Annotated in this window: 28 protein-coding genes and 1 pseudogene; 18 read left to right on the top strand and 11 right to left on the bottom strand. The window is 65.0% G+C overall.

All coding sequences use genetic code 11. The annotated features are described in order from the left end of the window. Window positions 1-55: 55 nt before the first annotated feature. On the top strand, window positions 56-1,126 hold the full coding sequence (locus BMW72_RS10695; RefSeq protein WP_092110374.1) for a substrate-binding domain-containing protein: 1,071 nt from the start codon (window positions 56-58) through the stop codon (window positions 1,124-1,126). 82 nt (window positions 1,127-1,208) lie between these two features. Here BMW72_RS10695 and BMW72_RS10690 read toward each other — a convergent pair whose 3' ends face one another. Beyond that, window positions 1,209-2,153, bottom strand: coding sequence for a sugar-binding transcriptional regulator (locus tag BMW72_RS10690; protein WP_166787781.1), 945 nt, complete (start codon window positions 2,151-2,153; stop codon window positions 1,209-1,211). 137 nt (window positions 2,154-2,290) lie between these two features. Between BMW72_RS10690 and BMW72_RS10685 the strand changes: the two genes are divergently transcribed. Genes BMW72_RS10685 through BMW72_RS10670 form a run of 5 tightly spaced genes read left to right on the top strand, consistent with a single transcriptional unit; the run spans window position 2,291 to window position 4,811 of the window. Then, entirely contained in the window at window positions 2,291-2,647 is a 357-nt protein-coding gene (locus BMW72_RS10685; protein ID WP_092110370.1) for a hypothetical protein, read from the top strand. 2 nt (window positions 2,648-2,649) lie between these two features. Beyond that, complete coding sequence (locus BMW72_RS10680; RefSeq protein WP_092110368.1) at window positions 2,650-3,687, top strand: NAD(P)-dependent alcohol dehydrogenase; 1,038 nt, start codon at window positions 2,650-2,652, stop codon at window positions 3,685-3,687. 25 nt (window positions 3,688-3,712) lie between these two features. After that, window positions 3,713-4,471 carry an SDR family NAD(P)-dependent oxidoreductase gene (locus BMW72_RS10675; protein ID WP_092110366.1) on the top strand — a complete coding sequence of 253 codons (759 nt, stop codon included), beginning with the start codon at window positions 3,713-3,715 and terminating at the stop codon, window positions 4,469-4,471. A gap of 2 nt (window positions 4,472-4,473) precedes the next feature. Further along, the gene (locus tag BMW72_RS19515) at window positions 4,474-4,608 is read left to right on the top strand and encodes a hypothetical protein (protein WP_277871557.1); all 135 of its coding nucleotides are present in this window, start codon (window positions 4,474-4,476) and stop codon (window positions 4,606-4,608) included. 17 nt (window positions 4,609-4,625) lie between these two features. Next, window positions 4,626-4,811, top strand: a complete 186-nt coding sequence (locus BMW72_RS10670) for a hypothetical protein (protein ID WP_134361243.1) — start codon at window positions 4,626-4,628, stop codon at window positions 4,809-4,811. On the opposite strand, the gene BMW72_RS10665 is transcribed toward BMW72_RS10670, so the two are convergent. The 3 genes from BMW72_RS10665 to BMW72_RS10655 all read right to left on the bottom strand — a co-directional run bounded on the left by BMW72_RS10665 (window position 4,808) and on the right by BMW72_RS10655 (window position 7,653). Then, window positions 4,808-5,608 carry an HAD-IIA family hydrolase gene (locus BMW72_RS10665; protein WP_092110363.1) on the bottom strand — a complete coding sequence of 267 codons (801 nt, stop codon included), beginning with the start codon at window positions 5,606-5,608 and terminating at the stop codon, window positions 4,808-4,810. The genes BMW72_RS10670 and BMW72_RS10665 overlap by 4 nt on opposite strands. A 92-nt stretch (window positions 5,609-5,700) precedes the next feature. Then, window positions 5,701-6,345, bottom strand: a complete 645-nt coding sequence (locus BMW72_RS10660) for a metal-dependent transcriptional regulator (RefSeq protein WP_092110361.1) — start codon at window positions 6,343-6,345, stop codon at window positions 5,701-5,703. A 36-nt stretch (window positions 6,346-6,381) separates the two neighbouring features. Then, window positions 6,382-7,653: an Nramp family divalent metal transporter gene (locus BMW72_RS10655; protein ID WP_092110359.1), complete on the bottom strand. Its 1,272-nt coding sequence runs from the start codon at window positions 7,651-7,653 to the stop codon at window positions 6,382-6,384. Between the two features lie 74 nt (window positions 7,654-7,727). Here BMW72_RS10655 and BMW72_RS10650 point away from each other — a divergent pair, with 74 nt between their 5' ends. The 8 genes from BMW72_RS10650 (at window position 7,728) to BMW72_RS10615 (ending at window position 14,012) form a co-directional block, all read left to right on the top strand. Then, on the top strand, window positions 7,728-8,393 hold the full coding sequence (locus tag BMW72_RS10650) for a TrmH family RNA methyltransferase (protein WP_370448761.1): 666 nt from the start codon (window positions 7,728-7,730) through the stop codon (window positions 8,391-8,393). A 42-nt stretch (window positions 8,394-8,435) separates the two neighbouring features. Further along, window positions 8,436-8,804, top strand: coding sequence for a DUF4440 domain-containing protein (locus tag BMW72_RS10645; RefSeq protein WP_092110357.1), 369 nt, complete (start codon window positions 8,436-8,438; stop codon window positions 8,802-8,804). Between the two features lie 103 nt (window positions 8,805-8,907). Further along, window positions 8,908-9,393 (top strand): DUF3151 domain-containing protein, encoded by a 486-nt coding sequence (locus tag BMW72_RS10640; protein WP_092110355.1) that lies wholly within the window; start codon window positions 8,908-8,910, stop codon window positions 9,391-9,393. After that, window positions 9,393-10,679, top strand: a complete 1,287-nt coding sequence (locus BMW72_RS10635; RefSeq protein ID WP_092110353.1) for an adenylosuccinate synthase — start codon at window positions 9,393-9,395, stop codon at window positions 10,677-10,679. The genes BMW72_RS10640 and BMW72_RS10635 overlap by 1 nt, the downstream gene beginning before the upstream one ends. 63 nt (window positions 10,680-10,742) lie before the next feature. Beyond that, on the top strand, window positions 10,743-11,486 hold the full coding sequence (locus tag BMW72_RS10630) for a GNAT family N-acetyltransferase (RefSeq protein ID WP_092110351.1): 744 nt from the start codon (window positions 10,743-10,745) through the stop codon (window positions 11,484-11,486). Between the two features lie 233 nt (window positions 11,487-11,719). After that, window positions 11,720-12,679 (top strand): DMT family transporter, encoded by a 960-nt coding sequence (locus BMW72_RS10625; protein ID WP_479684265.1) that lies wholly within the window; start codon window positions 11,720-11,722, stop codon window positions 12,677-12,679. Window positions 12,680-12,700: 21 nt separating this feature from the next. Continuing rightward, window positions 12,701-13,084, top strand: coding sequence for a chorismate mutase (locus BMW72_RS10620; protein ID WP_092110349.1), 384 nt, complete (start codon window positions 12,701-12,703; stop codon window positions 13,082-13,084). Window positions 13,085-13,088: 4 nt separating this feature from the next. Further along, window positions 13,089-14,012, top strand: coding sequence for an SDR family NAD(P)-dependent oxidoreductase (locus BMW72_RS10615; protein WP_092110347.1), 924 nt, complete (start codon window positions 13,089-13,091; stop codon window positions 14,010-14,012). Between the two features lie 133 nt (window positions 14,013-14,145). Here the strand turns inward: BMW72_RS10615 and purL are convergent, their stop codons facing one another. Together purL and BMW72_RS19700 are read right to left on the bottom strand one after the other, a co-directional pair. Beyond that, entirely contained in the window at window positions 14,146-16,452 is a 2,307-nt protein-coding gene (gene purL / locus BMW72_RS10610; protein WP_092110345.1) for a phosphoribosylformylglycinamidine synthase subunit PurL, read from the bottom strand. A 90-nt stretch (window positions 16,453-16,542) separates the two neighbouring features. Continuing rightward, window positions 16,543-16,860 carry a DUF2087 domain-containing protein gene (locus BMW72_RS19700; protein ID WP_092110343.1) on the bottom strand — a complete coding sequence of 106 codons (318 nt, stop codon included), beginning with the start codon at window positions 16,858-16,860 and terminating at the stop codon, window positions 16,543-16,545. Here BMW72_RS19700 and BMW72_RS19695 point away from each other — a divergent pair. Continuing rightward, window positions 16,839-17,420, top strand: a complete 582-nt coding sequence (locus BMW72_RS19695; RefSeq protein ID WP_092110341.1) for a serine hydrolase — start codon at window positions 16,839-16,841, stop codon at window positions 17,418-17,420. The two genes, BMW72_RS19700 and BMW72_RS19695, sit on opposite strands and share 22 nt — an antisense overlap. Further along, the gene (locus tag BMW72_RS10595) at window positions 17,335-17,790 is read left to right on the top strand and encodes a serine hydrolase (protein WP_134450425.1); all 456 of its coding nucleotides are present in this window, start codon (window positions 17,335-17,337) and stop codon (window positions 17,788-17,790) included. Before BMW72_RS19695 ends, BMW72_RS10595 begins: the two co-directional genes overlap by 86 nt. A 132-nt stretch (window positions 17,791-17,922) precedes the next feature. Here BMW72_RS10595 and BMW72_RS18735 read toward each other — a convergent pair whose 3' ends face one another. Together BMW72_RS18735 and BMW72_RS19580 are read right to left on the bottom strand one after the other, a co-directional pair. Next, window positions 17,923-18,072, bottom strand: coding sequence for an MmyB family transcriptional regulator (locus tag BMW72_RS18735; RefSeq protein WP_338419461.1), 150 nt, complete (start codon window positions 18,070-18,072; stop codon window positions 17,923-17,925). Beyond that, the gene (locus BMW72_RS19580) at window positions 18,012-18,347 is read right to left on the bottom strand and encodes a hypothetical protein (protein WP_092110337.1); all 336 of its coding nucleotides are present in this window, start codon (window positions 18,345-18,347) and stop codon (window positions 18,012-18,014) included. Before BMW72_RS19580 ends, BMW72_RS18735 begins: the two co-directional genes overlap by 61 nt. A 2-nt stretch (window positions 18,348-18,349) precedes the next feature. Between BMW72_RS19580 and BMW72_RS10585 the strand changes: the two genes are divergently transcribed. Both BMW72_RS10585 and BMW72_RS10580 read left to right on the top strand, forming a co-directional pair. Beyond that, a complete protein-coding gene (locus BMW72_RS10585) occupies window positions 18,350-18,643 on the top strand; it encodes a flavin reductase family protein (protein ID WP_092110335.1) in 294 nt (97 codons plus the stop codon). 96 nt (window positions 18,644-18,739) lie between these two features. Continuing rightward, window positions 18,740-19,579 carry an endonuclease/exonuclease/phosphatase family protein gene (locus tag BMW72_RS10580; protein WP_092110334.1) on the top strand — a complete coding sequence of 280 codons (840 nt, stop codon included), beginning with the start codon at window positions 18,740-18,742 and terminating at the stop codon, window positions 19,577-19,579. 56 nt (window positions 19,580-19,635) lie between these two features. Here BMW72_RS10580 and BMW72_RS10575 read toward each other — a convergent pair whose 3' ends face one another. The 3 genes and pseudogenes from BMW72_RS10575 to BMW72_RS10565 all read right to left on the bottom strand — a co-directional run bounded on the left by BMW72_RS10575 (window position 19,636) and on the right by BMW72_RS10565 (window position 22,316). Next, the gene (locus BMW72_RS10575; RefSeq protein WP_092110333.1) at window positions 19,636-21,414 is read right to left on the bottom strand and encodes an ATP-binding protein; all 1,779 of its coding nucleotides are present in this window, start codon (window positions 21,412-21,414) and stop codon (window positions 19,636-19,638) included. A 102-nt stretch (window positions 21,415-21,516) separates the two neighbouring features. Next, window positions 21,517-21,906 (bottom strand): annotated as a pseudogene (locus BMW72_RS10570) (AMP-binding enzyme); the annotation flags it as partial. A gap of 8 nt (window positions 21,907-21,914) precedes the next feature. Beyond that, window positions 21,915-22,316: a hypothetical protein gene (locus tag BMW72_RS10565; RefSeq protein WP_092110329.1), complete on the bottom strand. Its 402-nt coding sequence runs from the start codon at window positions 22,314-22,316 to the stop codon at window positions 21,915-21,917. Between the last annotated feature and the right edge of the window lie 73 nt (window positions 22,317-22,389).

The following is a 22,389-nucleotide window of genomic DNA, read 5'->3' as shown; positions in this document are numbered from 1 at the left end:
CATTCGCGCTGGCGCCACGCACTCCCGGCACCGGGAACCCAACACGGAGGAATCAATGAAGATCACACGCACTATCCGTCGCGCGACCGGAATCGCGATCGCCGGGCTGACAGCGCTCTCGCTCACCGCGTGCGGGGCAGGGGACCCCACCGCCAATCAGGGCGACGACGCGGGCGACCGAGTCACTATCGGTGTGACGGTCTATGACATGTCGTCGTTTATCACCGAGGGCAAAGAAGGCATCGACCGCTACGCCGAAGAGAACGACATCGACATTCTCTGGAATTCAGCGGGAATGGACGTCAGAACCCAGGCCAACCAGATCGACCAGTACATCAGTGCCGCAGTTGACGCCATCGTCGTCGTTCCGGTGCAGCTCGAGACCCTCCAGCCGCAGGTCGCGGCTGCGAAGGCAGCCGGCATCCCCTTCCTCGACGTGAATGCCACCCTGAACAACTCCGAGGTCGCCGGCAGTGTTCAGCCCGACGACGTCGCGGCAGGCGAGCAGGAAGCTGAAATGATGATGGAGGCGCTCGGTGGTTCCGGCAACGTGGTGATCCTGCAGGGACCGCTCGGTGGATCCGGTGAGATCAACCGCGGCCAGGGAATCGACAACGTGCTGGCCGAAAACCCGGGAATCACCGTTCTCGCCAAGGACACGGCCAACTGGAGCCGCGACGAAGCCATCAACAAGGTGAAGAACTGGATCTCCGCGTTCGGCGGCGAGATCGATGGTGTGATCGCTCAGAACGATGACATGGGTCTCGGTGCCGTGCAGGCCCTGCGCGAAGCCGGCATCGAGGGTGTACCGGTCGTGGGCATCGACGGAATCGAAGACGGCCTCAACGCCGTCGAGAACGGCGATTTCATCGGGACCAGCCTGCAGAACGGCACCGTCCAGCTCGCCACGGGTGTCGCCGTCGCTGCCAAGATCGCCCGCGGCGAAGAGGTCGACAAGAACCTCCTCTACCTCATGCCCCCGATCACCACCGACAATGTCGGTGACGCCATCGAGCACGTCGTGTCCGACCGCCCGACCTTCCTCGACGCTCTCAGCGAGCTGATCGCCGGCAACCTCATCACGGGCGATATCGCCTTCGAGAACCTGCCAGGTCAGGGCGAGTAAGGCACCGCCTACCCGAACACAAACGTGGTGCCGCGGTCGAGAATTCTCTCGACCGCGGCACCACGCATTTGCTCCCGGGGGTTCACCTGGCGCGCGGCGCGCCGTCCAACAGCCGCTGGGCCATATGCGAATCGGTGGCCAGGATGGTGACGACCCCGGTGTTCAGCGCCGCCCGCAAGGCCTCCGTCTTCTGGGCGCCACCGGCCACGACGATGACTTCGGGAATGTTGCGCAGCGCCTCTACGTCGATCGCGAGCGTGCGTCCTTCCAGCGCAGGTACCCGCTGGCCGCGTTCGTCGAGCAGGGTCGCGCTGATTTCGGCGCGAACGCCGCGGGCGAGCAACTCGGCGCGCTCGTCGTCGCTGAGGGCGTCGCTCAACTGGGACTCCGGCGGCTCCCAACTGCCGACCGCGAGCACCGCCTTCGTCACCCGGCTCATCCGCTGGAAGGTGGCTTGAACGGATGCCTGGCGCTTGAACGCTTCAGCGGCCTGCGGATCGGAGACCACGAGGGGGGCGTAGATCGGAAACGGTCGACCGCCCGAAATCTCGCAGATGCGCCGCACCAGGTCGCTGGACGTCTGGTTCGGGTCGCCGGCCATGCCGGTGAGCTGCACGACATCGCAGGGCGCGAGCCGGTCGAGTTGGTCGACGATGGCCGTGAGGGTGCGCCCGCTGGCGATGCCAAGCACGTCGGATTCCGTGACGATCTCGGTCAGCAGATTGGCCGTGATCCGACCCAGTTCCGCCCGAATAGCCGGGCTGAGATCGGTGGTCGTGTTGGCCACGATCGCCCGGTTCAGCCCGTAGGCCGCCGCCAGACGGCGAGCAAGTTCGGCGTGCAGGGTGCCCGGCGCGTTCACCCGAATGGTGACGAGTCCGGTCTCTCGGGCTCGGGCCAGAAGTCGCGCGACCTTGAAGCGGGACATGTCGATATCGTCAGCGATTTCAACGAGCGATTTTCCGACACGATAGTGCTGCTGCGCCACATAGGCCATTTGAACGAGCTCGCTGGGACCGATATTCATGACTCTCCTCTGCCTCGCCACTCTGCGCCGAATTTCAGGTTCGCAAGACGATTCTCTCATATGAGCGCGTGACTTGACATTTGAGTACGGCGCCGCGAGGATGAAGATCTAGACAAAAGAGAGCGTTCGGGGTTCATGTGAGCGACAACGGTGTTGAGGTGCTGGAATCCGCGCGCGCCTTCATTCGTCGAGAAGCGGCCGCGATCGACCAGCTCGCGCACTCGCTCGAAGGTTCCCTTGACGTCGTGAACCGGGTTCTCGCAACCACGGGAAAGGTCGTCACCACCGGAACCGGCACGTCGGGCATCGCGGACGACCTGCACGGTCTCGAGGCCGTTGGCCGATTCGCCGGCACCGTGCCGGTCGGCGTGGACGGCGGGGTCACGGGTGCGGTGGCCGCCCTGGCCGTCTCGCGTGGTGCCGGCTATATCGTCTCCGGACGCGGCCTCTTTTTCAGTCCCCACGAATCACATCCTTATCAGAGAGAAGACTAGTCATGGACAGTTCACCCACGCTGCCGACGACAATGCGCACGAGCGTTTTGCTGAAACAACAGGAGCTGACGATTGAGGATCGACCCGTGCCCACGGCCGGTGCCGGCGAGGTGCTGGTCGAGGTCGCCGCGGTCGGCGTCTGCGGCTCAGACGTGCATTACTACCGCGAAGGCCGAATCGGCGACTTCATCGTCGACGCACCCCTGGTTCTCGGCCATGAGCTCAGCGGCACCATCGTGGGGGTCGGAGTCGACGTCGACCCCGCCCGCATCGGGGAACGGGTGGCCGTGGAACCCCAGCGTCCCTGCCGCCTGTGCCGGGAATGCCGCGCCGGTCGGTACAATCTGTGCTCGAAGATGGAGTTCTACGCGACACCGCCCATCGACGGTGCCTTCTGCGGCTACGTGACGATCCAGACCGAATTCGCCCACGCGATTCCCGACTCGGTCTCCTTTGAGGCTGCCGCCCTGCTGGAGCCTCTCTCCGTCGCCATCGCGAGTATCCGTAAGGCCCAGATTGTTCCGGGCTCGTCGATCCTCATCGCCGGGGCCGGGCCGATCGGCATCATCACCGCCCAGACCGCGCGGGCCTTCGGGGCAAGCGAGATCATCGTCTCCGACCTCATCGCGGCGAAGCGGGAGCGGGCCTTGAAATTCGGCGCCACCAGGGTCATCGATCCGGTGGCCGAGGACCCGGCAACACTCAACCTCGACGTGAACGCGTTCATCGACGCGAGCGGGTCTGCGCGGGCCGTTGACAGCGGCATCCGCTCGGTACGGCCGGCCGGCACGGTCGTTCTGGTGGGGCTGGGAATCCCCGAGATGATTCTGCCGGTGTCGCATATTCAGAACCTGGAAATCACGGTCACCGGCATCTTTCGCTACGTGGACACCTGGCCGACGGCCATCCACCTCGTCGCTTCCGGCCAGGTCGACCTCGACTCGCTCGTGACGGGCAAATTTGACCTCGAGCACGTCGCGGAAGCCCTCGACAGTGATCGAAACGACGACAGCCTCAAGTCCATCGTCTACCCGAACTAATTTAGAGAGAAACCGGAGCACCACCATGGACGTATTCAGCCTCGAGGGCAAAACCGCCCTGGTCACCGGCGGCAACCAGGGACTGGGCAAGGCCTTCGCCTTCGCGCTGGCCCAGGCCGGCGCGCACGTCGCGATCGCCGGGCGAAGCGCGGAGCGCAACGCCGCCGTCGCCGTGGAGGCAGCGACTGCCGGCCACGACTTCGTCACCATTCAGGCCGACATCACCAAGGACGATCAGGTCGCGCGCATGACCGAGGAAGCCATCGCCGGCCTCGGCAAGATCGATATTCTGGTGAACAACGCGGGTACCTGCTACCACGCACCGGCGTTCGATGTGACCGATGATGAGTGGGCCGCGGTCTGGGACCTCAACGTGCGTGCGCTCTGGAAGGCGAGCCTTTCGGTGGGCGCGCACATGCGCACTGAGGGCAAGGGTGCCATCGTCAACATCGGCTCGATGTCGGGCATCATCGTGAACCGCCCGCAGATGCAGCCGGCCTACAACGCATCCAAGGCTGCGGTGCATCATTTGACCCGTTCCCTGGCCGCCGAGTGGGCGCCGCTGGGAATCCGGGTCAACGCGGTCGCCCCCGGCTACGTAAAAACGGACATGGCTCCCGTCGACCGGCCGGAATTCCAGCGTTACTGGGTCGAGGACGCGCCCCAGAAGCGGTTCGCCCTGCCCGAGGAGATCGCACCCTGTGTCGTCTTCCTCGCGAGTGAGGCTGCGTCGTTCATCACCGGTTCGGTGCTCGTCGCCGACGGCGGATACACGGTGTACTGATCATGACCGTTCTCACCAACCGTCGCGTCGTCGTGAATTCCGTCACGGACATTGTTCTGGAACGGATAGCGGTACCGGTTCCCGGTGCCTACGACCGCTTCTGGTCGATCTCGACCTGGTGCAGGACCGCGAGCTGACCCTGTGCGGAAACCTGATGTACGTGCGTGAGGACGTGGCTCGGGCCATCCGTTTGCTGCAGACGAAGACCGTGCCGATCGAGGAGATCATCACGGCCACTTTCGATCTGGCCGATGCCGCCAAGGCATTTCGCGCCTCGGACGACCCCGAGCAGGTCAAGGTGCTCGTCACCGTAGGAACGAGCGTCCCCACTACGGCCTAGATCTCGTCGCTCTCGATCGGCTCGGTGACGAGGAGCTCGTGCACGCCGGCCACGATCTCGTCGGGTCGGAACGGGTAGCGGTTGATCTCGGCTTCGTCGCTGATGCCGGTCATCACCAGGATGGTGTGCAGCCCGGCCTCGATGCCGGCGACGATGTCGGTGTCCATGCGGTCACCGATCATGCCGGTGTTCTCCGAGTGGGCACCGATCTTGTTCATCGCCGAGCGGAACATCATGGGATTGGGTTTGCCGACAACGTAGGGGTCCATGCCGGTGGCTTTGGAGATCAGCGCCGAAATGGCGCCGGTCGCCGGCATCGGGCCATCCTTGCTCGGGCCGGTCGCATCCGGGTTCGTCGCGATGAACCGCGCTCCGGCCAGGATGAGCCGAATCGCCTTGGTGATCGCCTCGAACGAGTAGTTGCGCGTCTCGCCGACGACGACGTAGTCGGGGTCGGTCTCGGTCATGATGAACCCGGCTTCGTGCAGAGCGGTCGTGATTCCGACCTCGCCGATCACGAACGCGGTGCCGCCGGACACCTGTGACTTCAGAAAGTCGGCCGTGGCGAGTGCCGAGGTCCAGATTCGGTCCTCCGGCACGTTGAGCCCGCTCGAACGCAGCCGGGCGCTCAGGTCGCGGGGCGTGAAGATGGAGTTATTGGTGAGCACCAGAAACGGCGTGCCCGCGTCGGTCCACTGCTGCAGCAGCTCGGCCGCCCCCGGGAGGGCCTGGTTCTCGTGCACGAGTACACCGTCCATGTCGGTGAGCCAGCATTCGATTTCGTCGCGTCGTGCCATCAGGCGCTCCATTTCGTCGACTCCCAGCCTAGCCGCGCGACGTTTCCCCACGGTTACGGGTATCGCACGAATAAGCGGATGCCCGCCACGCGTCAGGCGGTCACCCAGATGGCGGCGGTCGCAGCGGGCGTGACCAGCCGGCTCTGGCCATCCGCTAAAACGATGGTGAACGGGGCCGCGAGCGTGAACTCGGTGCCCGGCCCGATGAGGTCGGCGGCGAGCTCACGCAGCACAGCCGGGTCGCGGTCGCTGATGCGCAGCACCGTGCCACAATGCCCGACCGCGGCCTCGGCCAGCAAAAGTGCGGGCGGCCGCACCACGGTGCCGTCGGCGGCGGGAATGTGATCACCGTGCGGATCGTGCGCCGGAAACCCGAGCCGTGCGTTGATCGCCTCGAGCAGTCGATCCGAGATGGAGTGCTCGAGAATCTCGGCCTCGTCGTGCACCTGATCCCAGTCGTAGCCCATCTCGCCGACCAGCCAGGCCTCGATCAGGCGATGCCGCCGCACGACGGCGGTCGCACGCAGGCGGCCGGCATCCGTCAAGGCCAGCGGGCCGTACGGAACGTGGGTGATGAGGCCGTTCGCGGCGAGCTTCTTGACCATCTCGGTGACGGATGACGGCGCCACGCCCAGCCGTGCCGCCAGCACGGACGGCGTGATCAGGTCGGGCTGCCACTCGGTGTGGGCATAGATGGTCTTGAGGTAGTCCTCAGCCGCGCCGGTCGTATAGGTCATAGCTGTTTCAGGGTAGCCGTTCAGGCGCCGCTTCCCTTAGAACTCGCCGAACACGAGCACCAGCAGCACCAGGTTCAGCGCCACGAGGGCTAGCGCACACACGGCACCGGCGGCCGTGGTGAACCACCGATTGGTGAAGGTTCCGAGCAGACCGCGCTGGGCGGTGAGCCAGACCAGCGGAATCAGCGCGAACGGAATACCGAACGACAGCACCACCTGGCTGAGCACGAGCGCCTGGGTGGGGTCGAACCCCACGCCGAGAATGATCAGCGCCGGAATCAGGGTGACCAGTCGGCGCAGCAACAACGGGATGCGCACGTGCAGCAGTCCGTGCATGATCTCGGCACCGGCATAGGCACCGACCGAGGTCGACGCGAGCCCCGACGCGAGCAGCCCCACCGCGAACAGGGTCGCGACGATCGGCCCGAGCGTGTCTTTCAGCGCCGCATAGGCCCCTTCTAGGGTGTCGGTTCCGTCCACACCCTGCAAAGCGGATGCTGCGAGCAGCAGGATCGCCAGGTTCACCGTTCCGGCGATCGCCATCGCGATGGTGACGTCCCACTTGGTGGCCCAGAGCAGGCGGCGGGTGGCGACGGTACCCTGCCACTCCGGAAACCGGTCACGCGTGAGTGAGGAGTGCGCATAGATGGCGTGCGGCATGATCGTGGCGCCGAGGATGGACGCGGCGAGCAACACCGAGTTGGAGCCCTCGAACCGCGGCACCAGACCATCGAGCACCCCGCCACCGTCGGGCGGAGAAATGAAGACGCCCGCCGTGAAACCGACGGTGATGATGAGCATGAGCATGATGATGACCCGCTCGAATATGCGCGGGCCCCGCCGGGAGTGCACCATAAGCACGATCATCGAGATGGTGCCGGTGATCACGCCGCCCCAGATCAGCGGCAGGTTGAACAGCAGGTTGAGGGCGACGGCCCCGCCGATGATCTCGGCGAGGTCGGTGGCCATGGCAACCAACTCGGCCTGCACCCAGTACAGCCGCCTGGCCATCGGCCGTTTCATGCGCACCCCGAGAATCTCGGGCAGGCTCGCCCCGGTGACGATGCCGAGCTTGGCCGAAAGGTACTGGATGAGCCACGCCATGACGTTGCCGGCCACGACCACCCAGACCAGCAGGTAGCCGTACCGTGCGCCGGCGGTCATATTGCTCGCAACGTTGCCCGGGTCGAGGTAGGCGACCCCGGCCACGAGGGCCGGACCGAGCAGCCAGAGCAGCCGGCTGGAGGCGACGGTGGTGGGAGCTTGCGAGAGCACGCGGTCGGGGGCCGGGGCATCCGTTTTAGTCATACCGAAACCCTAGCCAGAAGTTAGGCGCACCGAAACCCCGAATTGGGGTGCGGTCGGCAAGATACGGTTGGGTAGTGACAGAATCAGCAGCCCCAACGTTCGCCGCCGACGTGCCGGCCAACGGCAGCCCCACGCCGGAACGCTCGACCTACGGCGTCGGTCCCTGGCCGGGGGAGTGGCCGAGCGAAGATCGGTACGACGCTGACCTGCTCGAGCACGGCGACACTCGCAACGTGATCGACCGGTATAGATACTGGACCATGGCGGCGATCGTGGCCGATCTCGATGAGCGCCGGCATCCGTTTCACGTGGCCATTGAGAACTGGCAGCACGACATGAACATCGGTTCGATCGTGCGCAGCGCCAACGCCTTCGGCGCCGACACCGTGCACATCATCGGCCGCAAGCGCTGGAACAAGCGCGGTGCCATGGTCACCGACCGCTACCAGCACGTGCTGCACCACCCGGATGTCGCCGCGTTCGTTGAGTGGTGTTCTCAGGGTGACCTGCCGATCATCGCCATTGACAATGTGCCAGGCAGCGTCATCATCGAGACGTTCCGCTTTCCCGAACGCTGCGTGCTGCTGTTCGGCCAGGAGGGCCCCGGACTGTCGGACGAGGCCATCACCGCCGCCGATGCCGTCGTCGAAATCAGCCAGTTCGGATCGACTCGGTCGATCAACGCCTCGGCCGCCGCTGCCGTTACCATGCACGCCTGGGTGCTTCAGCACCGGTTCTGATTTTTCTGACCAAACCGCCGCGGCAAGGGCTAGCGTGGCGGTATGACTGCGATCACTGACGATCTTCCGGCCCGGCTCCTCCACGAAGAAAACGCCGGCTGGCAGGCCATCCTGGGCGGCGAGGGCGGCGCGTACTACCAGCGCGAAATGACCGACGACGGCCTGATGATCGTGCCGGGCGCCATTATCACCCGCGACGAGGTCACCGCCTACTTCGACCAGGCGGCGCCGTGGGAGAGCTACGGCATCCACGAACCGGCCATCATCCGGCTCGGCGAGCACGCCGGAGTCGTCGTGTACAAGGCTATCGCCCGCCGCGGCGAGGAGGTCGCCGAACTGAACATGTCGACGACCTACCTGTTCGTCAACGGTGGCTGGCGCGTCGCGGCCCGACAGCAAAGCCAGGCCTAGCGTTCCGGACTAGCGTTCCAGACCTGGTGTTTTAGGCCTGGTGTTTTAGGCCGGCCGGGCCCGTCGCCGGGATGAGGGCACCGCGGCCTTGGTAGGATTCAGTGTGACCGGCGACAATTTGATTTCAGAGCCCGAGACCCTTCTTCCCGCGGAACCGGAGGTGCTCGAGGCCCTGCGCCGAACCGCGAGGAGCCAGCTCGCCACCGTGGTGCAGGTGCACCCGACCTCCCCGCTGGCCTGGGCCGAACTAGCCGATGCCACCCACCACGAGGGTCGCATCCTGGAGTCCTACGCCTACGCCCGGGTCGGCTACCACCGCGGACTCGACGCCCTGCGCAAGGCCGGCTGGCGCGGCCACGGCCCCATTCCGTGGCGCCACGAACCCAACCGCGGGGTGCTCCGCGCCCTGTTCGCGCTGCGCCGCGCTGCCGATGAGATCGGCGAGGCCGACGAAGTTGTGCGCCTCACGGCTTTTCTGACGGATGCCGACGCGAACGCCATTGACATTATCGCCACGCTGCACACCGGCAGCCCGGGTTTCGACCCGGCGCCGCCCACCGAAGCTTTTGTTATTCGAGGAGAAGACTAATGCCCGCGATCGTACTCATCGGAGCCCAGTGGGGCGACGAGGGCAAGGGTAAGGCCACCGACCTGCTCGGCAGCCGGGTCGACTATGTCGTCAAGTTCAACGGCGGCAACAACGCCGGCCACACCGTCGTCGTGGGCGATGAGAAGTATGCCCTGCACCTGCTGCCGTCCGGTATCTTGAGCCCCGGCGTCACCCCGGTCATCGCCAACGGCGTCGTCGTCGATGTCGAGGTTCTGTTCGAAGAGCTCGACGCCCTGTCCGAGCGTGGCGTCGACGTCTCCCGGCTCAAGGTCAGCCTCAACGCCCACGTCATCACCGCCTATCACCGCACCCTCGACAAGGTCACCGAGCGTTTTCTCGGCAAGCGTCAGATCGGCACTACCGGGCGCGGCATCGGCCCGGCCTACGCCGACAAGATCAACCGCGTCGGCATCCGTGTGCAGGACCTGTTTGATGAGAATATCTTGCGCCAGAAGGTCGAGGGAGCCCTCGACCAGAAGAACCACATGCTGGTCAAGGTCTACAACCGCCGCGCCATCGAGGCCGAGGAGATCGTCACCGAACTGCTCGGTTACGCCGAGCGTCTGCGCCCCATGGTCGCCGACACCGCCCTGCTGCTGCACCAGGCGCTCAACGACGGCAAGACCGTCTTGTTCGAGGGCGGCCAAGCCACCATGCTCGACGTCGACCACGGTACCTATCCCTTCGTCACGTCGTCGAACGCCACCTCGGGCGGCGCAGTGACGGGCAGCGGAATCGCTCCGAACCGCATCGACCGCGTCATCGCCGTGGTCAAGGCCTACACGACCCGGGTCGGCAGCGGCCCGTTCCCCACCGAACTGTTCGACGAGTCGGGCGAATACCTGCGCGCCAACGGCTTCGAGTTCGGTACCACCACCGGTCGCCCACGTCGCTGCGGCTGGTACGACGCCCCAATCGCCCGCTACACGGCGCGCGTCAACGGTGTCACCGACTTCGTGCTGACCAAACTCGACGTGCTCACCGGCCTGGCCGAGATCCCGGTCTGCGTGGCCTACTCGGTCGACGGCGTGCGCGTCGACGAGGTGCCCGTCTCACAGAGCGACTTTCACCACGCCGTTCCGATCTACGAGAACTTTCCCGGCTGGACCGAAGACATCACCGGTATGCGCACCTTCGAGGAACTGCCGCAGGCAGCGCAAAACTATGTGCTCGCCCTCGAGTCGATGAGCGGATCGCGCATTTCGGCGATCGGCGTCGGGCCCGACCGTGAAGCCATCGTGGTGCGTCACGACCTGATCGACTAGATTTATCGGCGGGTTGCCGCGAACCGCGCACGATTCCTCACTTTGGCGTGTCACACTGGGCGAGTGAACGCCGTGAGACCCCATTCCCTGACCCTGACCGGTCGCTTTGTTCAGCTGCAACCGCTCGGCAGTGCAGTGCTCCCCGAGTTGGCGCGTGCCATCGCGCACCCGGAGGTGTTCGCCGCCGGCTACGGCGGCGGCCCGGCTGCCCTGCGGCAGGGCGAGGGCTTCATTAAGTGGGCGCACGACTACTTTCAGTGGGAAGGCCTGCCCTATGTGGTGCGCCTGCTCGGCGGTCCGAACGACGGCGACGTCGTCGGCACCACGACCCTCGGTGACATCGACGTCGTCAATGAGGCGATCCATCTCGGCTGGACCGCCTACGACCCGCGCGTTTGGGGCACCGCCGTCAACGCTGAAACCAAACTGCTCGTGCTCGGCACGGCCTTCGACAACGGCTTCGGCCGGGTCAAAATTCAAGCGGATGCCATCAACGCTCGTTCCCGCGCCGCCATCCTCGGCATCGGCGCCACGTTTGAGGGCATCCTGCGCCGCGATCGTCCCCGCGCCGACGGTACCTGGCGGGACAGCGCCGTCTACTCGATCCTCGCTGAGGAATGGCCGGCGGTGCGTGCCGGGTTGGAAGCTCGTCTCAACGCGATGCCTGGCCGATTCGTGACCTACCGCAGCCGGCGCCCGGCTGCGCCCGGCGGCACCATTGTCGGTGGCGGACCGCAGGGCGGAATTCGTGGCGGCCGCCCGGCCGGAACCGACACCGAACGCAATGCCGGGGCCGACGCGTCGTAGCGGGGGCGGCATCCGCTCGTACCCGGTGGGTTTGGGGGTTAATTCAGGAAAAACCTCAGGCGCGAGTGTCTGAGGCACGGAACCGGGCGGGGTGCCGGCGGCCGGCTGGCCGGATTTCCTGAATTGGCCACGGGCAGGGCGTGCGGGCGGCATCCGCTGCCATGTTTCGGCGCTTTTCGGACGTCGAGTTGGTGCCGACCTCCAGCGGGCGACCTGCGCTATAGGCTCGTGGAGTGCCCCAGACCCCTGCAGCCAGCAAGACCCTCGTCGTGGTGCAATTCCTCGGGATGGGCCTGATCTGGGGCGCGAGCTTTCTGTTCATGAAGATCGCCCTCGACGGCGTCAGCTTCGGCCAGATCGCCTGGTCACGGCTGGTTCTCGGCGGGTTGACGCTCGGGCTGATCGTGCTGGTGCGCCGTCCGCGCATCGGGACCGGGCCGGTATTGCCGCGGGAGGGCGTGGTCTGGCTGCACTTTCTGGTGATCGCGGTCAGCGGATGCGTGATCCCACACCTGCTGTTCGCTTGGGCCGAGCAGTATGTCTCGTCGAGCCTGGCCAGCATTTACAACGCGGTCACCCCGATCATGACGGCGGTGATGGCGACGCTCGCCTTTCGGGTGGAGAAACTCGTGCGCGCGCAGGTCGCCGGTGTCGTGCTCGGCATCGTCGGTGTCGTCGTGATCATTGGTCCGTGGCAGTATTCCTCACTCACCGGCGACCTCTGGGGCCAGCTCGCCTGCCTCGGCGCGGCCGTCTGCTACGGCTTCACCTTCGGCTACACCCGCCGCTTTCTTAGTGGGCGGCCGATAGCTGCGTCGACCTTCGCCTTTCTCAACATCGGCCTCGCCGGGTTCATCATGCTGCTGCTCACCCCGGTGCTGGCCTGGAGCCCGGTGGTGCTGACCTATTCGATCGTGCTGTGTCTGCTGGCGCTCGGTGCGCTCGGCACCGGCCTGGCCTACATCTGGAACATCAACGTGTTGCGGGCCTGGGGGCCGACCAACGCGTCCACGGTGACCTACGTGACGCCCGTCGTGGGAGTGGTGCTCGGAGTGCTCGTGCTCGCCGAAACATTCTCCTGGCACGAGCCGGCCGGGGCGCTCCTGGTGCTGCTGGGCATCCTGCTGACCCAAAAACGGTTGCGGCTCGGGTCGTTCGGGGCGCGCGGCCGGGAGGCGGCGGCATCCGCTTAGGGCATGCATTATCGTAAAACCATGGCCGCACACGAGGAACTACCCGCTGATGCCGACGCTGCGGCAATCGAGCAGCTGCACAGCATTCGCGAGAGTATCGACAATATCGATGCCGCGCTCATTCACCTGCTGGCCGAGCGATTCAAATTCACCCAGTCGGTGGGCCGGCTCAAGGCCGCCCACGGACTGCCGGCCGCCGATCCGGCCCGCGAGCTCATGCAGATCGACCGGCTGCGCGGCCTCGCCGAAGAGGCGCACCTCGACCCGGCATTCGCCGAGAAGTTTCTCAATTTCATCATCGCCGAGGTCATTCATCATCACGTGAAAATCGCCGGCGGCCCGGCCGTGGCGCCGGGGCGCGCGGCGGGCGCTGCGCCGGCCGTTTCGCCGATCGTGGCTTCGTAGTCGGGTGAGCTGGAACCCACGCTCGCTGCCCGATCAGGCCGGCAAGACCTTCGTCGTCACCGGAGCCAACGCCGGCCTCGGCTACTTCACCAGCGAGCAGCTCGCCGGTGCGGGAGCGCACGTCGTGCTCGCCTGCCGCAACCCGGTGAAAGCGGATGCGGCGGCGGCGGCCATCCGATTACGGGTGCCGGGGGCATCCGTTTCGGTGCTGCAGCTCGATGTCTCGGATCTGCAGTCGGTGCGCGAGGTCAGCGAGACGCTGCGCGCCTTCCCCCGCCTCGACGGCTTGATTTTGAACGCCGGTATCGTGCACCCGCCGACCGATCGCGTCGTGAGCCTCGACGGCAACGAGCTCGTGTTCGCCACGAACTTTCTCGGGCATTTCGCCCTCACCGCGGGTTCGCTCATGGCGCTCCGTCGCACGCCGGGAAGCCGAGTGGTGTCGCTCGGGTCGCTGATCTCGCGGCTGATGGACTCCTCGCTCGACGACCTGCAACTGGCGACCACGTACAGCGGCTGGAAGGCGTACGCGCAGTCCAAGATCGCCATGCAGGTGTTCGGATTCGAGCTTGACCGGCGGCTGCGGGCCAATGGGGCCGGCATGGTGCAGTCGCTGGTCGCGCATCCGGGATATTCCATTTCGGGGCTGACCTTGGGCATCCGTTCGGTCAATGAGGTGTCGCGTGGCAAACGCGTTCTCGACGGGCTGCAGCTGCTCGTCGGGGCCCAGAGCAAGCAGCAGGGCGCCTGGTCCACCGTGCGGGCCGCGATCGACCCGGATGCCAACGGCGGCGACTACTTCGGCCCGAGCCTGCTGCTGCGCGGCCGCCCGGTGCGTCAGCCCGCAACGCGCACCTCGCGGGACCGAGCGGTGGCCGCGCGCCTTTGGGAGCGCGCCGAGACCCTGATCGGCGACCCCTTCCTCTAGGTCGCGGCGCATTTTTCGCGCCTAACTCCTGCAATTCGTGCGCCGCAGGTGAAAGTCCCGCGTATTTCCGGGGAGAACCCGGTGGCGCTGCAGAAATTGCAGGAGTTATGCGCGGGCGGAGACGCGCTCCAGGTCAGGCGAAGGCGGCGGGGAGGGGCGACTGGTGACGGTTGCGCATCTCGGCTAGGGGCGCGGCGAAGACGTCCTGAACCTCTAGGGCGCGCAGGGTGGCGTCGGTCACTCCGATGCGCAGCACCGGAATGTAGCGGCCGGCACACAGGCCGAGGAACTTCACGTCGTCTTCGCGCGGCACCGAAACGATGACGCGACCGGCCGACTCCGAAAAGAGCGCAGTGGATGCGTCGACCCCGTCCCGATCCAGAATGTCACCCAGCCAGACGCGCGCGCCCACCCCGAAGCGCATCACGGCTTCGGCGAGGGCCTGGGCGAGCCCGCCCTCGCTGAGGTCGTGGGCGCTGTCGATGAGGGCTTCCTTCGAGGCGGCGTGCAGCAGACCGGCGAGGGCCTTCTCCTGGCTGAGGTCCACGACCGGCGGACGACCCCCGAGGTGGTTGTGCACCACACCGGCCCAGGCTGAGCCGTCGAGCTCGAGGCGGGTCGTGCCGAGCAGGTAGATGTTGTGCCCGTCGTCCTGCCATCCGCTCGGGATGCGGCGGGCGACGTCGTCGATCACGCCGAGCACGGCCACGACCGGGGTCGGGTGAATGGGCTGGTCGCCGGTCTGGTTGTAGAACGAGACGTTGCCGCCGGTGACCGGAATCTCAAGCTCCAGGCATCCGTCGGCGAGGGCGGTGACGGCCTCGCGGAACTGCCACATGACCTCGGGGTTCTCGGGCGAGCCGAAGTTGAGGCAGTCGCTGACGCCGGCCGGCACCGCGCCGGTCGCGGCCACGTTGCGGTACGCCTCGGCCAGGGCCAGCTGCGCGCCGCGATACGGGTCGAGCTGGCAGTAACGGCCGTTCGCATCGGTCGCGATCGCGAAGCCGAGGCCGCTCTCCTCGTCGACGCGGATCATGCCGCCGTCGTCGGGAAAAGCCAGCGCCGTGTTGCCCTGCACGTAGTGGTCATACTGGTCGGTGATCCAGCTCGGGTCGGCCAGGTTCGGCGAACCGAGCAGGTCGAGGAACTGCTCACGCAGGGTCTCGCCGTCGAGGGCGCGCGGCAGCACGGAGGCGGTGTCGGCCTGCAGGGCGTCGATCCAGGTCGGGTAGGCGAGCGGGCGCTCGTAGACCGGGCCGTCGACGGCGACGGTGCGCGGCAGTACGTTGACGATTTCTTCGCCGTGCCAGTTGATGATCAACCGACCGGTATCGGTGACTTCGCCGAGCACGCTGGTCTCGACGTCCCACTTCTTGGTGACGGCGAGAAAGCCCTCGAGCTTTTCGGGCGTGACGATGGCCATCATGCGTTCCTGGCTCTCGCTCATGAGAATCTCTTCGGCGGTGAGCGTGGGGTCGCGCAGCAGTACCTTCTCTAGTTCGATGAACATGCCACCGTCGCCGTTCGAGGCGAGTTCGCTGGTCGCGCAGCTGATTCCGGCGGCACCGAGGTCTTGAATTCCCTCGACGAGCTTGCCGGCGAACAGTTCGAGGCAGCACTCGATGAGCACCTTCTCGGCGAACGGGTCGCCGACCTGCACCGCGGGGCGCTTGGTCGGCCCGCCAGCACTGAAGGTGTCGGAGGCGAGAATGGATGCCCCGCCGATGCCGTCGCCGCCGGTGCGGGCTCCAAACAACACGACCTGATTGCCGACCCCCCGGGCGTTGGCGAGGTGCAGGTCTTCGTGGCGCAGCACGCCGACCGAGAGCGCGTTGACGAGCGGGTTGCCCTGGTAGACCCGGTCGAACACGGTTTCGCCGCCGATGTTCGGCAGGCCGAGGCAGTTGCCGTAGAAGCTGATGCCGCTGACCACGCCGTGCACGACGCGTGCGGTGTCCGGGTCGTTGATATCGCCGAAGCGCAGGGCGTCCATCACGGCGACCGGGCGGGCGCCCATCGAGATGATGTCGCGCACGATGCCGCCGACGCCGGTCGCGGCGCCCTGGAACGGCTCGATGTAGGAGGGGTGGTTGTGCGATTCGATCTTGAAGGTGACCGCCCAGCCCTCACCGACGTCGAGAACGCCGGCGTTCTCGCCCATGCCGACCATGAGGTTCTTCTTCATGGCGGGCGTGACCTTGTCGCCGAACTGGCGCAGGTACATCTTTGAGCTCTTATAGGAGCAGTGCTCGCTCCACATCACCGAGTACATGGCGAGTTCGCCGCTCGTGGGGCGGCGGCCCAGAATTTCGCGGATCTTCGCGTACTCGTCGGCCTTGAGCCCGAGCGCGCCGTAGGGCTGCTCCTTCTCGGGCGTCGCGATGGCGTTGGAAACGGTGTCGGCGACGCCGCGGGAGTGGGTGGTGGTAGCAGCGGTCACGTGGCGTTCTCCCAGATATAGCGGATGCTTGACCCGGCAAGTCTACCGGTCCCCTCACCCCTGCCCGCAGGCAGCAAACTGGCGTGGGCATCAAGCAGTTGGCGCCGTGGAGCAGTAGCCGCGCGGCAAACCGTGGATTATTGCTGAAAAGTCGTCGGAGGTAGTCCGCGACCCATATCGCTTCTCGACTTGGTATACCGCGCCATCCGGTGTGCGTGCGAGCATTCCCGCATCGACGAGGTACCGACCTAGAGTCACGACGTCGTCGACGACCAGCGCGAGACGGTCGCTCACCTCGCGCTCCGACATCCGCTTCCCGACGGGCAGAGCCGCGGTGACCCACTCCAGCAGCCACTTTGCACATTTGCGATTAGTCGGGCCCTTTAATGCTTGGACATGAGAGGGCAATGCCCCGCATAGTGGTCTACGTGTCCTCTACTCGAACGTTCGGTCATTCTTCTCGACGATCTTTTTTGGTGGCTGGCGCGGCGGCGGTCGCCCTTGCCGGGTGCACCACACCGAGCCCTGCACTCACCTCGGTGATTTCAAACTTTGGGCGGAGTGTCCGTCAGCTCGAGTCGACATCGGGGGTGATGATTGCCGTGAGTGCAAAGAACGTGCGTTCCGGACGTCAAATCAACCATCGTGCAACCGAGCCTGTGCCGATGTGCTCACTTTTTAAAGTGCTAGCAGTCGCAAATCTGCTCCGCCTACGCGGATATGAAGACCAGTACTGGAACACACCAATTTCTTTCACTGCCGCTGACCTCGTCGTGAATTCACCGGTCGCCACCGCTTCAACGTCGATGTCGATGACGCCGAATCAAATGGCGGACGCCGCCCTCCGATTCTCCGACAACACAGCAGGCAACCTTCTTCTCCGTGAGCTCGGCGGACCAGCAACAATCACGGAGTTTTGCTCAAGCACTCGGCGCAAAGCGAACGCGGCTGGAACGCATAGAGCCTGAACTCAACGAAGGACTTCCCGGAGACGTTCGCGATACCACTACCGCCGAAGACATGGTCGCGATCATGAAAGCTCTCCTCATCGACGGCGATGCCGGCCAACTCGCACGTAGCCGTCTCCAGGATTTAATGCTGCGCAACACCACATCAGGTAAACGAGCTCGTGCGGGCCTGTCCGAGCCGTTCGAGCTCGCAGACAAAACCGGCGCAGGCGATTACGGAATCGTCAACGATGCCGGAGTGCTTTGGCAGGGGCAGCGACAAACAATTGCCATGTGCATTCTCACCCGAACAGAAATAGCCAGCGCGCCGAACAGTAATGACGTCATCGCTGATGCAACCCGCCTTATTGTCTCGGAGCTCGCGGCCTGAGAAAAGTTGGTTGCCTCCGGAAAGAGCGTTCGGCTTCGGCAGCGTGCGTCATCATTCGGTGTCCGCTGGCACCGGGAGGTGGAGGACCTCGAAGCTGAGATCGAAATTCCTAGTCTCGGGGGTGGAAGCGCTTTACACCGCTGACGCATTGTCGTAGGGGTGCTTCGTCCACATCGCAGCGAAGTCGGGGCCCTTGAGCGTGAGCTCGCCGATGAGCTGGGTCAGCTCGGCGTCGTCCTGGTGCTGTGCGGCGATGAACCGCAAAGAGGCATGTCGAGCCACGAAGCAATGGCGGCTCCGGTCGTGCTGGAGACGGCAATGAGGCGCCAGGCCATGGTGCCTGTGGCGACGAAAATGATCGCGGCGGGGGCGTTGAGAATTAATGTGCCGAGTGCGACCCCACTGAGCACAAGTATCACGTTGACGACGAACCAGCCTGCAGTGGCCGCCGGATCAATAGTCCAGTCGGCGGTGATACCCCGAGCGGCGGCGACGGCTCCGGTAATGACGAAGGCGACCCCGACGAGTACGGCGCAGGTCAGCGCAGTCGCGATCACAGGTGGGAAGAGTTTCGGCCGATCAGCATCTGGTGTCGCGCCAGTTCGCCACCCCGGCGGCCGACAAATTTGCGGGACTCAAGGTGACCGAGGACGAAGCCGGCGTGCCGGAAATCGAGGGAGTCCTCGCCCGATTCTCGTGCCGGACCGTGTCGCGCAATCAGGAGGGAGACCACACGATTTTCATCGGCCAGGTGCAAACCTATAAGAAGCTCGACGGCGACCCATTGTTGTTCTTCTCCGGCGGGTACCGGCTCTCCCAAGAGCACCCGGCCGTGCCCAGCCGGCGACAGTAGGCGGCAGTGGCGGCGTGCCAGGGACGGATTTCCCAAACGGTAGGTGGCGCGGTGGCCGAGCACGACGTCGTCGCACCGTCCACATAGGCTGGTTCCATGACAGACAGCGCACTTATCGGGCCCGTCACCGCACCTGATCTGCATGTCATGAGTTTCAACATCCGTCGACGCCTACCGCACCTCAACCCGCGCAGCCCCGATCGGTGGGTGCACCGCCGGTCGCTGCTGAAACGGCTGCTCGCGGCGGAACAGCCCGCGCTGCTCGGCGTGCAAGAAGCACTGTTCGACCAGGCGAACTTCGTGCGTCACGCCCTCGGCGATCGCTACCGCTCGATCGGACATGGCCGGGAAACCAACACGGGCGGGGAAGGCTGTCCGATCGTCTACGATTCCCGTCGAGTGCGCCTGCTCGACTGGGAGCAGACGGCGCTCTCGGACACACCCTTGCGGCCGGGCTCCACCTCGTGGGGCAACCGCACTCCGCGCGTCGTCGTTGACGCGCTCTTTCACGACGTGGCCACCGGCATCGACTTCCGGGCCGTGAACACCCACCTCGATAACCGTTCCCGCACCTCGCGGGTGCGATCCGCCGATGTACTGCTACGAATCGTGGCTGCATCACTGCTGCCTACTGTCGTGACCGGCGATTTCAACACGGATGCGACGACCTCCCCCTACGACCGACTCACTGGCCAGGGTCTGCTGCTGGACACCTGGGACACAGCCCAAGAACGCCTCACCGAGGGGTGGGGAACGTTCCTGGACTACCGTCCGCCGCGCGAGAATCACAAACGCATCGACTGGATCCTCGTCACGCCGCGCGTCACCGTGCTCAAGGCCGCCATAAACGTCACGCGCTATGAGGGCGGATGGCCGTCGGACCATGCCGCGATCCAGACCGTCGTGAGTCTCGGGGCACCACCCCCGCATCTATAGATGCGACCCAGTACTGACCTGTGTTGCGGGAACTGCCGAACTTGGTGGATTGAATTTTACTCGCCGGGTGGCCGTCGATAGCGCCGATTGCGGCTCTGTGGTGGAGCAGTCGGAACCAGGGCACCCTGTTCGATGAGTACTCGCAAGCGAGGGCGCAGGGAGTTTGTGCTGCTTTGTGTAATTGTCACCAGCTCGTTGATGCTGAGTTCATCATTTTGCCCGATGGCCTTCAGAATCCTCTCATCGAGACTACCTTCAGGGTGTTGGGTCGGTGGCACCACAACGTCCGAGAACAGGGTGTTTTCGTTCAACTCGGCATCGAGGAGTCCTGGGCCCGGGCGGTAGGCGCCGCCAGGTTGCGATGGGAATCGAAGCCAGCCGTCGGCCACGAGTGCTCGCAAAATCAGTCGCGCGTCGGTGGAATCCATGCCAAATTGGGCCCGTAAAAGTTGATCTTCGACGTCGTAGCCCCGATGCACCAGAACCAGAGTTCGCTGCGCATCCGGATTGAGCGACGCTGCCCCGATGCCCGACAGCCAGGAGGACATCTCCGGTGTGAGCAATCCATGCCGGTCGAGGGTGACGGTCATGCTGGTGGACGTAGCGGTGAAACGCGGAGCGGGGAGTCCCATTCCACCCAGCACACCAGCCATCCGCAAGATTCCCGACCCAGCGTTTTCACAGACGGTTTCGTCTCTGTCGGGGAAGGGGACTTCTGTGAGCAAACTCGCGAGCACTTGATTGCGAGAGCGAGAGCTGCCGTCGAAAAGATCTACAACCCTGCGACCGCCCCAGATGCCACCCGGGCTCCAGACTTCCAGCCGGTCCGGGTAAATCTCCACTCGCACTTGGTCGCCAAGCGCGAAGTCGCTGTAGTCGCGATGGGTGAGGGCATTGGCAATGGCCTCGCGCACGGCGTCCACCGGGATTTCTGGTTCATCCGCAGCTCCGGCACCACGGGAAACGCGCCGCACCTTGAGATTGCTCAGGACCGCACGAACGGCATCGTCGACCATCACGGGGATCGGACCCTCAACGACCTGTCGGTCGAGCATCCGAATGTCGCCGACGACATCGGCTTTAGTGCGTCCCGGGTAGGCCGCAAATGTGATCATCAGCTGAGGGAAGTACTGCTGGGGGTAGCGCCCCAGCGTCAGGAGCCCCGCGCGCGTCAGAACTCCGCCGGTACCGATGACATTGTGCCGCTGCAGAATATCCGCTGTTGCCGTCAGATCCGCGATCGATCGCGCGCGCGTTCTTCTCAGCCGTGCAATGAATTTATCGACGAGGGCGGGGTCCAAGTCCGTGATCGTCGAGCCGGCAACGAGTGCGCTGTCGTCACGAGGTTGACCGCGGTCCGAGGTCAGGAGAAATATTGCGTAGGTACTCATGCGCCGATCACCATCACCCACCCGCTCGTAGGTGCCAGCCTCGACGCCTTGATTCGTGACGTATGACGGCTTGCTTCCCGGGGGGAGCTCGGCAACGTCGACGATCACGACCTGGGCGCCGTCGACGTCGACTATGTCGATCGCGCCGACGGGGCGTGGACTGATGGGGCCAGCTGGTTCGAAAGGGCCGCGCGGCCGAAATGCATCGGAGATTGAATCACGGATGCGGGCTGCATCAAACCCCTCGGCTGGGTTGAAGCCATTTTCTTCGGAGAGACCGAGAATGATGAGCCCGCCACCATGGTTGCTGAAGGCGCTGACTGTGGGCCAGAGACTCTTGGGCAACTCGCGGACGGCAGCTTTCACCTCGATCTGTCTCAGATCCGTTCCAGCGCGTCGAATGCTGCTGATGACTTCTCTGAGCGATCCCTGACTAGTCTTCACTGCGCCCTCACTTTATCCTCACTGTAGTCTCACTATAGCTATCAGTGAGAAAATGAGTCAGGCCAAAGTGAGCAACTGTGCGGCGTCGTATGGTATTCGGCGCTACTGGGCGGCGGCACGTTCCCGCGCGCGCAGGTCCTTGCGCAGGATCTTGCCCGACGCTGACTTGAGGATCGCGTCGATGAACTCGACCGCGCGCACCTTTTTGTGCGGGGCGACCCGCTCGGTCACGTACGCCATGACCTCCTCGGCAGTGACGGCCGACTCGGCCACGACGACGACGTAGGCTTTGGGAAATTCCTGGCCGTCGGCATCCGCTACCCCGATCACCGCCGCATCCGCGATCTGCGGATGGGTCAGCAGCAGGGCCTCGAGCTCGGCCGGCGCGATCTGGTACCCCTTGTATTTGATCAGTTCCTTGCTGCGATCGACGATGGTCACCTCGCCGATGTCGCTGACCGTGGCGATATCGCCGGTGTGCAGAAACCCGTCGGTCCCAGTCAGCCTCGGTTCAACTCGTCTATGATCGCGCCGAGATCGCCCTGCACGCAGTCGCTGTAGGCGCTGATGTTCATGGCGTTCGTGTTTGCGCCGAAGTCAGCGCCGCCGCCGCGTTCATTCTGCGCCCCAACGATGTAACCCAGCTCCTCTTGGAATGAAGTGGTTACCGTATATCCGGCCTCCTCGAAGATTGCGGCGGCGGTGGCGCTCGCTTTCTCAGCGGCCGGCAGGTCGGCCGGGACTGGCCCGAACCGCAGGGCGCTCCACCGGATGCCTTCACCGCCGGCGAGGTCACAACTGAGGGGGCCCGTCATGTCCTCGGCTCGCCATTCGCCACCCAGCTCGGTCTGCAGGGACTCCATGAGGCTCATGAGGCTTGATTTTGCTTCGTCGGGGGTCATTTTCGCTCCTGATTGGGCACAGCCCGCTGTCGAGAGGGCAAGAAGCAGGCCAGCCGCAACGAGTCGTCGCCGG

Source organism: Cryobacterium luteum (genome assembly GCF_900110125.1).
GTDB classification, from domain to species: domain Bacteria; phylum Actinomycetota; class Actinomycetes; order Actinomycetales; family Microbacteriaceae; genus Cryobacterium; species Cryobacterium luteum.
This window is presented reverse-complemented; position numbering and strand designations above follow the sequence as displayed.

What these genes read in the sequence shown, in the direction of transcription:
- BMW72_RS10695 (WP_092110374.1), top strand. Translation starts at nt 56, where the DNA reads ATGAAGATCACACGCACTATCCGTCGCGCGACCGGAATCGCGATCGCC.
- BMW72_RS10690 (WP_166787781.1), bottom strand. Translation starts at nt 2,153, where the DNA reads ATGAATATCGGTCCCAGCGAGCTCGTTCAAATGGCCTATGTGGCGCAG.
- BMW72_RS10680 (WP_092110368.1), top strand. Translation starts at nt 2,650, where the DNA reads ATGGACAGTTCACCCACGCTGCCGACGACAATGCGCACGAGCGTTTTG.
- BMW72_RS10675 (WP_092110366.1), top strand. Translation starts at nt 3,713, where the DNA reads ATGGACGTATTCAGCCTCGAGGGCAAAACCGCCCTGGTCACCGGCGGC.
- BMW72_RS19515 (WP_277871557.1), top strand. Translation starts at nt 4,474, where the DNA reads ATGACCGTTCTCACCAACCGTCGCGTCGTCGTGAATTCCGTCACGGAC.
- BMW72_RS10670 (WP_134361243.1), top strand. Translation starts at nt 4,626, where the DNA reads ATGTACGTGCGTGAGGACGTGGCTCGGGCCATCCGTTTGCTGCAGACG.
- BMW72_RS10665 (WP_092110363.1), bottom strand. Translation starts at nt 5,608, where the DNA reads ATGGCACGACGCGACGAAATCGAATGCTGGCTCACCGACATGGACGGT.
- BMW72_RS10660 (WP_092110361.1), bottom strand. Translation starts at nt 6,345, where the DNA reads ATGACCTATACGACCGGCGCGGCTGAGGACTACCTCAAGACCATCTAT.
- BMW72_RS10655 (WP_092110359.1), bottom strand. Translation starts at nt 7,653, where the DNA reads ATGACTAAAACGGATGCCCCGGCCCCCGACCGCGTGCTCTCGCAAGCT.
- BMW72_RS10645 (WP_092110357.1), top strand. Translation starts at nt 8,436, where the DNA reads ATGACTGCGATCACTGACGATCTTCCGGCCCGGCTCCTCCACGAAGAA.
- BMW72_RS10635 (WP_092110353.1), top strand. Translation starts at nt 9,393, where the DNA reads ATGCCCGCGATCGTACTCATCGGAGCCCAGTGGGGCGACGAGGGCAAG.
- BMW72_RS10620 (WP_092110349.1), top strand. Translation starts at nt 12,701, where the DNA reads ATGGCCGCACACGAGGAACTACCCGCTGATGCCGACGCTGCGGCAATC.
- BMW72_RS19695 (WP_092110341.1), top strand. Translation starts at nt 16,839, where the DNA reads ATGCTTGGACATGAGAGGGCAATGCCCCGCATAGTGGTCTACGTGTCC.
- BMW72_RS10580 (WP_092110334.1), top strand. Translation starts at nt 18,740, where the DNA reads ATGACAGACAGCGCACTTATCGGGCCCGTCACCGCACCTGATCTGCAT.
- BMW72_RS10565 (WP_092110329.1), bottom strand. Translation starts at nt 22,316, where the DNA reads ATGACCCCCGACGAAGCAAAATCAAGCCTCATGAGCCTCATGGAGTCC.